The following is an 11,395-nucleotide window of genomic DNA, read 5'->3' on the forward strand; positions in this document are numbered from 1 at the left end:
TTCCAGAGCGCGGCGGAACCACTACGCAGCGTTACGAGCCTGGAGGGGTGGGGGCCTTCGCCGCGCAGGGCCCGCCGAGGAAGGAGGGCCGCAGGAATGGTCACTTGGGGCCGAAGGCAGGGACGCGAACCGCGTCCGGACATGCGACGACCCCCGCCGGGGGGGAGAGCGGGGGTCGTCCCCACGGTCCGACTCGGGGGGGGAGGAGCCAGACCGGGTTAGCACGGTCGCGAACGATCCGTGACTTCCATGGTGTACCCGAGAGCCTTCTTAGGCAAACCCACGCGCCACACCTTACGCCGAATGGTGGGCGCATATGCTCGGGGCGTGGAAATCCAGCCCTTGCCGCACTCGTCGCCCCGCACCGCAGCGTTCTTCGACCTGGACAAGACGGTCATTGCGAAGTCAAGCACTCTGACGTTCAGCAAGTCCTTCTACCAGGGCGGCCTCATCAACCGCCGTGCCGTGCTGCGCACCGCCTACACCCAGTTCATCTACCTGGTCGGCGGAGCCGACCACGATCAGATGGAACGGATGCGTGAGTACCTGTCCTCCCTCTGCAAGGGGTGGAACGTCCAGCAGGTGCGGGAGATCGTCGCGGAGACCCTGCACGACCTGATCGACCCACTGATCTACGACGAGGCCGCGTCCCTGATCGAGGCCCACCACACGGCCGGCCGCGACGTGGTGATCGTGTCGACGTCCGGCGCGGAAGTCGTCGAGCCGATCGGCGAGATGCTCGGCGCCGACCGGGTCGTCGCGACGCGCATGGTCATCGGCGAGGACGGCTGCTTCACGGGCGAGATCGGGTACTACGCGTACGGACCGACCAAGGCCGAAGCGGTGCGGGAGCTCGCGGAGTCCGAGGGGTACGACCTCGCCCGGTGCTACGCGTACAGCGACTCGGTGACGGACATTCCGATGCTGGAGGCGGTCGGGCACCCGCACGCCGTCAATCCCGACCGGGCGTTGCGGCGCGAGGCGGTGGCGCGGGAGTGGCCGGTGCTGGTGTTCAACCGGCCGGTGCGGCTGAAGCAGCGGCTTCCGGGGCTGTCGATGCCGGCGCGGCCGGCGCTGGTGGCCGCGGCGGCGGTGGGTGCGGCGGCGGCCACCGCCGGGCTGGTCTGGTACGTCAGTCGGCGACGGGCGAGCGCATTGGCCGCCGCCTCCGCCTGACCGCCGCCTCTGCGGACCCCCTGACCTGCCGGAATACAGGCTGTCCGGTTCGCCCCGCCGTGTCCGGGAAAGTAAAAAAATTAGGCAGGGGTTCCGCTTGTCAGCGAAGCGGAGTACAAAGGAGTCAACGGCCCGCGAGACCAAAGAACATCCGAGAGGATCATCTTTAAAACGCAGTAAGGCCCACGGACCGAAGCATGAACGCCGAGCACCCACGCGACGTCGACCCGTCGATTACGGGCCAGCCGCACCAGGTGACGGGCAAAGATCCCGGCCTGATGGGCAACCATCGAGGACGCTTGGTAACTGGGCGTAAATGCCAGCGGCGACACCAAGGCAAGACGGTGTCGCCGCAACCCTGTGTCCAGGGCCTTTACCGTTCAGCTCCTCACGGTTAAGGCCTTCACGGTCCGGGCCTTCACGGTTCAGGCCGTTACGCCGCTTACGCCGCCCCCCGCTGCAGCGCCTCGCATACCGCCGTCGACTCGCGCACACCCAGCTCGATGGCCCGGCCGCAGTGCGCGATCCAGGCGGCCATCCCCTCCGCGGTCCCCGAGAGGTAACCCTCGAACGCCGCCAGGTACGCCTCGCGGCCCTGCTCCGCGTGTCCGACCTCCGCCGGGCAGATCGCCTTCGGGTCCAGACCGCTGTTGATCAGCACGATCCGCTCGGCCGCCCGCGCGACCAGCCCGTTGTACGAGCCGAACGGACGCAGCGCCAGCAGCTCGCCGTGCACCACCGCCGACGTGATCAGTGCCGGGGCCGAGCCGCCCGCGATGATCAGCCGGGACAGGCCGTCCAGCCGGCCGGCCACCTCGTCCGCACCCGGCAGCGGCGCGGTGACGAAGGGTTCGTCCACCGGCTCGCCCGCCAGCCGCGGGCGGCCCACCACATCACCCTCGGCCGTCGACCCCGACGCCACCAGGTGCAGACGCGCCAGCACCCGCAGCGGCGACTGCCGCCAGATGCTCAGCAGCTGCCCGGCCTCCGCCGTCAGGCGCAACGCCGCGCCCACCGTGCGCGCCTGCTCCTCCGCCCCGAAGTCGGTGCGGCGGCGCACCTCCTCCAGCGCCCAGTCCGCCCCGGACAGCGCCGCGCTCCCGCGCGCGCCGCGCAGCGCGGCCTCCGAGGTGATCTCCCCGCTGCGCCGGCGCATGACCCGGTGCCCGTAGACCCGGTCCACGGCCTTGCGTACGGAATCCACGGACTCGGCGACGCCCGGGAGGGAGCCCAGGGCGGCCAGCGGGTCAGAAGCGCTACTCATAAGTAGGGAGCCTACGCACTGCGGGTCCTTAGCACCGACCCCTCCTTGGAGTGGTCTTCTTCACTTACAAGCACCACACAAAGCGACAGCCCCACTACTCTTGGTGAACATGAAGATCGCTTTCGTGGGAAAGGGCGGCAGCGGCAAGACGACCCTGTCCTCCCTCTTCATCCGCCACCTCGCAGCCAATGAAGCACCTGTCGTCGCGGTGGACGCCGACATCAACCAGCACCTCGGCGCGGCCCTCGGGCTCGCCGAGGAGGAGGCCGCCGCGCTGCCCGCCCTGGGCGCGCACCTGCCCCTGATCAAGGAGTACCTGCGGGGAGCCAACCCGCGCATCGCGTCCGCCGACACGATGATCAAGACCACCCCGCCCGGCGCCGGATCGCGCCTGCTGCGGGTCACCGAGGACAACCCGGTGTACGAGGCCTGCGCGCGCACGCTGCTGCTGGACGGGGAGCCCGTACGGCTGATGGCCACCGGACCGTTCACCGAGTCGGACCTCGGGGTCGCCTGCTACCACTCCAAGGTCGGCGCGGTGGAGCTCTGCCTCAACCACCTGGTCGACGGCCCGGACGAGTACGTGGTCGTCGACATGACCGCCGGCTCCGACTCCTTCGCCTCGGGCATGTTCACCCGCTTCGACATGACCTTCCTGGTCGCGGAGCCCACCCGCAAGGGCATCTCCGTCTACCGCCAGTACAAGGAGTACGCACGGGACTTCGGGATCGCGCTCAAGGTCATCGGCAACAAGGTGCAGGGCACGGACGACATCGAGTTCCTCCAGGACGAGGTCGGCGAGGACCTGCTCGTCACCGTCGGGCACTCCGACTGGGTGCGGGCGATGGAGAAGGGCCGTCCGGCGGCGTTCGAGCTGCTCGAAGCGAGCAACCGGCTGGCCCTCCAGGCCCTCCAGGACGCGGCCGACGACTCGTACGCCGACCGCGACTGGGAGCGGTACACCGCGCAGATGGTCCACTTCCACCTGCGGAACGCGGAGAGCTGGGGCAACGCCAAGACCGGGGCCGACCTGGCTGCCCAGGTCGACCCCGATTTCGTTCTGCGGGAGAGCCCGGACTCCCCTGACCTGGGGTCCCCTGGCCCGGACTCCCCTGACCTGGAGTCCCCTGACCCCGAGTGCCTTACTCCTCTCCCGACTCCTCTTCGGCCGGCTCCGCAGCCGGCTTGACCGCGGTGGCGGCCGGCTTCGCCGCCGGCCCCGCCGTCAGGAACTTCGTCCAGCCCTCCTTGGGCGCCTCGCCGACGTCGAGGCCGCGCATCCACTCCAGTACCTTCGGGTCCTGGGCGTCCAGCCAGTCGACCAGCTCACGGAACGGCACGCAGCGGACCTCCTTCTGCGTGCACATCGACTCGATCGAGTCCTCGACGGCCTTCATGTAGGTGCCGCCGTTCCAGGACTCGAAGTGGTTGCCGATGATCAGCGGCGCGCGGTTGCCCGCGTAGACCCGGTCGAAGGCCTGCTGGAGCCCCTCGCGCATCTGCTCGCCCCAGTACGCGTGCTGCGAGGGGTCGCCCTGGGTGGTCGTACCGGACTGGTTGACCAGGTAGTTGTAGTCCATGCTCAGGGTGTCGAAGGCGCGGCCCGGCATGGGCACCAGCTGGAGCGGAACGTCCCAGAGCCCGTCCGTCTTCTTCGGCCAGATCTGCTTGCTGATGCCGCTGGAGTCGTAGCGGAAGCCCATGTCCTTGGCGGCCAGCATGAAGTTCTTCTGGCCTTCGAGGCAGGGGGTGCGGGCGCCGATGAGCTCCTTGTCGTAGTCGAACGGGAGCGGGTCCATGCCCTTGAGGTCCGGCGTGTTGGTCTTCCAACTCTTGACGAACGACTTGGCCTGGTTGATCTCGCTCTTCCACTCCGGCACGGACCAGGTGCCGACGCCGCCGTCGGGGCCGCAGAAGTGGCCGTTGAAGTGGGTTCCGATCTCGTTGCCTTCGAGCCAGGCCCCGCGGACCTGGGCGGCCGTGTCCTTGATGCCCTGGACATCGCCGAAGCCGATGTCGGAGCGGCCGGACTCGTGCTGCGGGGCCGTATAGAGGGAACGTTTTTCCTCGGGGAGCATGTAGACGCCGCTGAGGAAGTACGTCATCCGGGCGTTGTACTTCTTGCCGACCTCGCGGAAGTGCGAGAAGAGCTTCTGGCTGTCCTCGCCGGCCCCGTCCCACGAGAACACCACGAACTGCGGCGGTTTCTCGCCGGGCTTCAGCTTCTGCGGCTTCCGCACGTTCGGCTGCGCACCGGTGTACGCGGTCGAGCCGTCGCCGATGAGCCGGTTCACGCTGCCGGGGGCGGCCTCCGGGGCGGGGCCCTTCTTGGCGTTCGGCCCGCCGGCCGGCTTGGCGGGCCCCGAGGTGCTGCACCCGGCGACGCCCAGCACCAGCGCCGTGGCGACCAGGCCGCCGGCGATCTTCTTCGTGGCGGCGATCATCCGTCCACCTCTCCTCGCAGTTCCATCGCGGGTCTTCCGCGCCGCAACGTCCCATGCGGTCCGCCGTGAAGATGATGTGACAAGCCGTACAAAATGCTTAATCACTCCTGGGCGCTAATTGCTAGGCCATTTGCCCCCATTCCCTATCGCGTTCCTTTACTCTCCATTACCTTTCATTTACTGAGTGTTGAGACTCCCGCCGCTTCACCCCTCCGCAGAGGAGACGGGACCTATGACAGCCACCTCCCCCACGGCCGACCACGCACCGAAGAAGGCCGACCGCGCGCCGAACAAGGGCCACCGTGCCGATCTCCACGCCGACCTGTCCGCCTCCCTGACCGTGTTCCTGATCGCCCTGCCGCTCTCCCTCGGCATCGCGCTCGCCACCGGCGCCCCGCTCCAGGCGGGCCTGGTGGCCGCGGCCGTCGGCGGGATGGTGGCCGGGCGGCTGGGCGGTACTCCCCTCCTCGTGAGCGGACCCGCGACCGGACTGACCGTCGTCACCGCCGAGTTGATCCAGCACTACGGATGGCGCACCACCTGCGCCATCACGGTGCTGGCGGGCTGCTGCCAGCTGGGCCTCGCCGCGCTGCGCACCGCGAGGTCGGCGCTCATGGTCAGCCCGGCCATCGTCCACGGCATGCTCGCGGGCGTCGGCGTCACGATCGCGCTGGCCCAGCTGCACATCGTCCTCGGCGGCACCCCGCAGAGCTCCGCCGTCGCCAACGTCCTGGGGCTGCCCGGCCAGCTGGCGAACCTGCAGCCGGCCGCGGTCGGCGTCAGCGCCCTGACCCTGGTCGTCCTGCTCGGCTGGCCGCGGCTGCCCGGGCGGGTCGGGCTCGCGCTGCGCAAGGTGCCGGCCGCGCTCGCCGCCGTCGCCACGGCCACGGCGTTCGCCGCGCTGACCGGGCTCAGCCTGCCCCGGGTGGACCTGCCGTCCTGGCGCAGCCACGCCCTGCCCGAGCTGCCGGAGGGGCCCGTCCTCGGCATCCTGGCCGCGGTCCTGACGGTCACCCTGGTCGGCAGCGTGGAGTCCCTGCTGTCCGCGATCGCCACCGACAAGCTGATCGCCTCGCAGCGCCGTACGGGCAACCGCCCGCCGCGAGCCGACCTCGACCGCGAACTGCGCGGACAGGGCGCGGCGAACGTGCTCTCCGGCCTGCTGGGCGGGCTGCCGATCGCGGGCGGGGCCGTCCGCAGCGTGGCCAACGTCAAGTCCGGGGCCGTCAGCCGCCGGTCGGTCATGCTGCACGGGCTGTGGATCCTGCTCGCCGCCGCCCTCCTCGTCCCGGTCCTCGACCTGATCCCGCTCGCCGCGCTGGCCGCCCTGGTGATGGCGCTGGGCGTGCAGATGGTGAACGCGACGCATCTGCGTACCGTCACCCGGCACCGGGAGATCGCGGTGTACGTGGCGACGATCGCGGCCGTGGTGCTCGGCGGGGTCCTGGAGGGGGCCGCCATCGGCATCGCGGTGGCCGTCGCGATCGCCCTGCACCGGCTGGCCCGGACCCGGATCACCGTGGAGGTGCAGGACGGGGTCCACCGGGTGTGGGCGCGCGGGCAGTTGACCTTCCTCTCGGTGCCGCGGCTGAGCCGGGTACTGAACCAGATCCCGCCCGGCGGGCGCGCGGTGGTGGAGCTGGACGGCTCGTTCATGGACCACGCGGCGTACGAGACGCTCCAGGACTGGCAGCACGCCCATCTGGTGCACGGCGGCTCGCTGGAGGTCACCGGCCGCTCCACCACCCGGATGAGCGGGCCGGACCGGGCCGGCCATCGCGGCGGGCACCAGTGCTGCCGCCCCTGGACCCCGTGGATGAACCACTGCGACCACCGGCCGGCGGCCGAGCCCGTCATCCCCGGCGCGGCCGCGGCTCCCGACGCGATGGAGCCCGTGGAGGCACCCGCACCGCCCCCGGCCCCGCGGCGGCGCCGCGGCGCCGGCCAACTGGCCAGCGGGATCAGCGCCTTCCAGCGGGACACCGCGCCGCACGTCCGCGAGGAACTGGCCCGGCTGGCCCGGGAGGGGCAGCGGCCCTCGCAGCTCTTCCTGACCTGCGCGGACTCCCGACTGGTGACCAGCATGATCACCGCCAGCGGGCCCGGCGACCTGTTCACCGTCCGCAACGTCGGCAATCTGGTCCCCCTGCCGGGCGCCGAGGCCACGGACGACTCGGTCGCGGCGGCCATCGAGTACGCGGTGGACGTGCTCAAGGTGGACAGCATCACGGTGTGCGGGCACTCGGGCTGCGGGGCCATGCAGGCGCTGCTGAACTCCACGCCCGGGGCCCCGATGACCCCGCTGCGCCGGTGGCTGCGGCACGGACTGCCCAGCCTGGAGCGGATGGCCAGCCGCCACCACCCCTGGGCCCGGATCGCCGGCCGGCTCCCGGCCGACGCGGTGGAGCAGCTGTGCCTGACCAACGTGGTGCAGCAGCTGGAGCACCTGCGGGCGCACGAATCGGTCGCCCGGCGGCTCGCGGAGGGCACGCTGGAACTGCACGGGATGTACTTCCACGTGGGCGAGGCGCAGGCGTACCTGCTGTCGGAGGGCGAGGACTTCTTCGACTGCCGCGTCTTCGACAGCGTCGGGCACCAGGCCCCGGAGCACGTCGGGCAGCATGCCTGAAAGATGACCGGATGATGACCGAATCGCCGTCCCCGGCAGATCCGGATCATGGACGCGAACGAACCGGTAACCTCCGGTATCCGTGTCACACAGTGGCCCCTTCCCGCACCCTGCAGCGGGAAGGGGCCACTCTGCACGTCCGCCCGTCCGTGATATAGGTCTAAACCAATTTTCGGCTACCCCTTGTCACCAGGGCCTCTGACTGATGAGCTATGCCCGGGGACACAACGGACACCCTGGGAAAGGGAGATGTCGTGAGCAACGAAAGCCTGGCCAACCTGTTGAAGGAGGAGCGCCGATTCGCTCCTCCCGCCGACCTGGCCGCCGCCGCCAACGTGACAGGGGCTGCGTACGCACAGGCCGACGCGGACCGGCTGGGCTTCTGGGCCGAGCAGGCCCGTCGCCTGACCTGGGACACCGAGCCGACCGAGACGCTCGACTGGACCAACCCGCCCTTCGCCAAGTGGTTCGCGGACGGCAAGCTGAACGTGGCGTACAACTGCGTGGACCGCCACGTAGAGGCCGGCAACGGCGACCGCGTCGCCATCCACTTCGAGGGCGAGCCGGGCGACAGCCGCGCGATCACCTACGCCGAGCTCAAGGACGAGGTCTCCAAGGCCGCCAACGCCCTGACCGAGCTCGGCGTCCAGGCCGGCGACCGGGTCGCGGTCTACCTGCCGATGATCCCCGAGGCCGTCGTCGCGATGCTCGCGTGCGCCCGCGTCGGCGCCGCCCACTCGGTCGTCTTCGGCGGCTTCTCCGCCGACGCCGTGGCCTCCCGCATCCAGGACGCCGACGCCAAGCTGGTCATCACCGCCGACGGCGGCTACCGCCGCGGCAAGCCCAGCGCCCTCAAGCCCGCCATCGACGAGGCCGTCGCCAAGTGCCCGCAGGTCGAGCACGTGCTCGTCGTACGGCGCACCGGCCAGGACACGGCGTTCACCGAGGGCCGCGACGTCTGGTGGGACGAGATCGTCGGACGCCAGTCCGCCGAGCACACCCCTCAGGCCTTCGACGCCGAGCACCCGCTGTTCATCCTGTACACCTCGGGGACCACCGGTAAGCCCAAGGGCATCCTGCACACCTCCGGCGGCTACCTCACGCAGGCCGCGTACACGCACCACGCCGTCTTCGACCTCAAGCCGGAGAGCGACGTCTACTGGTGCACCGCCGACATCGGCTGGGTGACCGGGCACTCCTACATCGTCTACGGACCCCTCGCCAACGGCGCCACCCAGGTCATGTACGAGGGCACGCCGGACACCCCGCACCAGGGCCGGTTCTGGGAGGTCGTGCAGAAGTACGGCGTCACCATCCTCTACACCGCGCCCACGGCGATCCGCACCTTCATGAAGTGGGGCGACGACATCCCCGCGAAGTTCGACCTGTCCAGCCTGCGCGTGCTGGGCTCGGTCGGCGAGCCGATCAACCCCGAGGCCTGGATCTGGTACCGCAAGCACATCGGCGGCGACCGCTGCCCGATCGTGGACACCTGGTGGCAGACCGAGACCGGCGCGATGATGATCTCCCCGCTGCCCGGCGTCACCGAGACGAAGCCCGGCTCCGCCCAGCGCGCGCTGCCGGGCATCGGAGCCACCGTCGTCGACGACGAGGGCCACGAGGTCCCGAACGGCGGAGGCGGCTACCTGGTCCTCACCGAGCCGTGGCCGTCGATGCTGCGCACCATCTGGGGCGACGACCAGCGGTTCGTCGACACCTACTGGTCCCGCTTCGAAGGCCGCTACTTCGCGGGCGACGGCGCCAAGAAGGACGACGACGGCGACATCTGGCTGCTGGGCCGCGTCGACGACGTGATGCTGGTTTCCGGCCACAACATCTCGACCACCGAGGTGGAGTCGGCGCTCGTCTCGCACCCGTCGGTCGCCGAGGCCGCCGTGGTCGGCGCCAAGGACGAGACCACGGGCCAGGCCATCGTGGCCTTCGTGATCCTGCGCGGCAGCGCCTCCGAGACCGACACTCTGGTCGGCGAGCTGCGGAGCCACGTGGGCGCCACGCTGGGCCCGATCGCCAAGCCGAAGCGGATCGTTCCGGTCCAGGAGCTCCCGAAGACCCGCTCGGGCAAGATCATGCGGCGTCTGCTGCGCGATGTCGCCGAGGACCGCGCGGTCGGCGACGTCACGACGCTGGCCGATTCCTCGGTCATGGACCTCATCCAGAGCAAGCTGCCGTCCGCCTCCAGCGAGGACTAGGCACCGGCTTCACCGACTGGGTGAAAGGGGCATCCGGCGCGTCGCGCCGGATGCCCCTTTCACGCATAAAGTGATGATCGCCGGATACGTCCTCGCGCCACCCTGTAAAATATGCGAAGCGTAAAAATGCAAGTCCACAGGGTGCGCCGGGAAGTCTGGTCGGCAATGAGCTTCGCCATGCCGTCCAACCCACCCGGAGGTGTCCCCCGTGGCCGCGCCCAGCCCCACCGACCGCCACAGCCGCAAGTTCCTCGGGATGCTGTCGCTGCCCGAGCGGCGCTTCGTGGCCGACGCCCTGCGCGCCGAGACCGTCGGTGGCGTGCTCCTGCTCGCGGCCGCCATCGCCGCCCTCCTGTGGGCGAACATCCCGGCCCTCTCCGCCAGCTACGCCGACGTCAGCGGCTTCCACATCGGCCCCGCCTCCCTCGGCCTGGACCTCTCGCTCCAGCACTGGGCGGCCGACGGACTGCTCGCGATCTTCTTCTTCGTCGCCGGCATCGAGCTCAAGCGCGAACTCGTCGCGGGCGACCTGCGCGACCCCAAGGCGGCCGCCCTCCCGGTCATCGCCGCCGTCTGCGGCATGGCCGTGCCCGCGCTGGTCTACGTACTGGTCAACACCATCGGCGGCGGTTCGATGGACGGCTGGGCGGTCCCGACCGCCACCGACATCGCCTTCGCCCTCGCCGTCCTGGCCGTCATCGGCACCTCGCTGCCGTCCGCCCTGCGCGCCTTCCTGCTGACCCTCGCCGTCGTCGACGACCTCTTCGCCATCATGATCATCGCGGTGTTCTTCACCAGCGAGATCGACTTCCTGGCCCTCGGCGGAGCGGTCCTCGGCCTGGTCGTCTTCTGGTTCCTGCTCCGCAAGGGCGTCCGCGGCTGGTACGTCTACGTTCCGCTCGCCCTGGTCATCTGGGGCCTGATGTACAACAGCGGGGTCCACGCCACCATCGCCGGCGTCGCCATGGGCCTGATGCTCCGCTGCACCCGCAAGGAGGGTGAGCACACCTCCCCCGGCGAGCACATCGAGCACCTCGTACGGCCCATCTCGGCCGGCCTCGCCGTCCCGCTCTTCGCACTGTTCTCGGCCGGGGTCTCCCTCTCCGACGACGCCATCGCGCAGGTCTTCACCCGGCCCGAGACCCTGGGCGTGGTCCTCGGCCTGGTCGTCGGCAAGGCCGTCGGCATCTTCGGCGGCACCTGGCTGGCCGCCCGCTTCACCAGAGCCTCGCTCAACGACGACTTGGCCTGGCCCGACGTACTCGCGGTGGCCTCCCTCGCCGGCATCGGCTTCACCGTCTCCCTCCTCATCGGCGAACTCGCCTTCACCGAAGACCAGACGCTCACCGACGAGGTGAAGGCCGCCGTCCTGTTCGGCTCCCTCATCGCGGCCGTCGTCGCGAGCGTCCTGCTCAAGCTGCGCAACCGCACGTACCAGGCCCTCACCGAGAACGAGGAGCGCGACGAGGACCTCGACGGCATCCCGGACATCTACGAGCAGGACAAGCCGGAGTACCACCTGCGGATGGCGAAGATCTACGAGGCGAAGGCCGCGGAGCACCGCCGCAGGGCCGAGGCGGCCACGGCCGCCGCGCTCGAAGCGGCCACCGGGTCCAGCGCCGAGCGCGACCGTCCGGCATGATCTGAACTGACGCCGTGACGGGCGCGGTGA

At 70.2% G+C, this 11,395-nt stretch carries 7 protein-coding genes; 5 read left to right on the top strand and 2 right to left on the bottom strand.

The annotated features are described in order from the left end of the window. The first annotated feature begins 342 nt into the window (after positions 1-342). Complete coding sequence (locus tag CP980_RS15690) at positions 343-1,176, top strand: HAD family hydrolase (protein ID WP_229907393.1); 834 nt, start codon at positions 343-345, stop codon at positions 1,174-1,176. A gap of 442 nt (positions 1,177-1,618) precedes the next feature. Here the strand turns inward: CP980_RS15690 and CP980_RS15695 are convergent, their stop codons facing one another. Continuing rightward, positions 1,619-2,440 carry a Fic family protein gene (locus tag CP980_RS15695; protein WP_132758416.1) on the bottom strand — a complete coding sequence of 274 codons (822 nt, stop codon included), beginning with the start codon at positions 2,438-2,440 and terminating at the stop codon, positions 1,619-1,621. Between the two features lie 109 nt (positions 2,441-2,549). Between CP980_RS15695 and CP980_RS15700 the strand changes: the two genes are divergently transcribed. Then, positions 2,550-3,629: an ATP-binding protein gene (locus CP980_RS15700; RefSeq protein ID WP_229907387.1), complete on the top strand. Its 1,080-nt coding sequence runs from the start codon at positions 2,550-2,552 to the stop codon at positions 3,627-3,629. On the opposite strand, the gene CP980_RS15705 is transcribed toward CP980_RS15700, so the two are convergent. Further along, positions 3,583-4,884 (bottom strand): polysaccharide deacetylase family protein, encoded by a 1,302-nt coding sequence (locus CP980_RS15705; RefSeq protein WP_150528427.1) that lies wholly within the window; start codon positions 4,882-4,884, stop codon positions 3,583-3,585. The two genes, CP980_RS15700 and CP980_RS15705, sit on opposite strands and share 47 nt — an antisense overlap. Before the next feature lie 232 nt (positions 4,885-5,116). On the opposite strand from CP980_RS15705, the gene CP980_RS15710 reads away from it, so the two are divergent. The 3 genes from CP980_RS15710 to nhaA all read left to right on the top strand — a co-directional run bounded on the left by CP980_RS15710 (position 5,117) and on the right by nhaA (position 11,365). After that, on the top strand, positions 5,117-7,513 hold the full coding sequence (locus CP980_RS15710) for a SulP family inorganic anion transporter (protein WP_150528428.1): 2,397 nt from the start codon (positions 5,117-5,119) through the stop codon (positions 7,511-7,513). A gap of 212 nt (positions 7,514-7,725) precedes the next feature. After that, positions 7,726-9,723, top strand: a complete 1,998-nt coding sequence (gene acs / locus CP980_RS15715) for an acetate--CoA ligase (RefSeq protein WP_189999091.1) — start codon at positions 7,726-7,728, stop codon at positions 9,721-9,723. A 208-nt stretch (positions 9,724-9,931) separates the two neighbouring features. Continuing rightward, the gene (gene nhaA, locus CP980_RS15720) at positions 9,932-11,365 is read left to right on the top strand and encodes a Na+/H+ antiporter NhaA (protein WP_132758408.1); all 1,434 of its coding nucleotides are present in this window, start codon (positions 9,932-9,934) and stop codon (positions 11,363-11,365) included. Positions 11,366-11,395 lie beyond the last annotated feature (30 nt).

This window comes from Streptomyces vinaceus (assembly GCF_008704935.1).
Taxonomy (GTDB): domain Bacteria; phylum Actinomycetota; class Actinomycetes; order Streptomycetales; family Streptomycetaceae; genus Streptomyces; species Streptomyces vinaceus.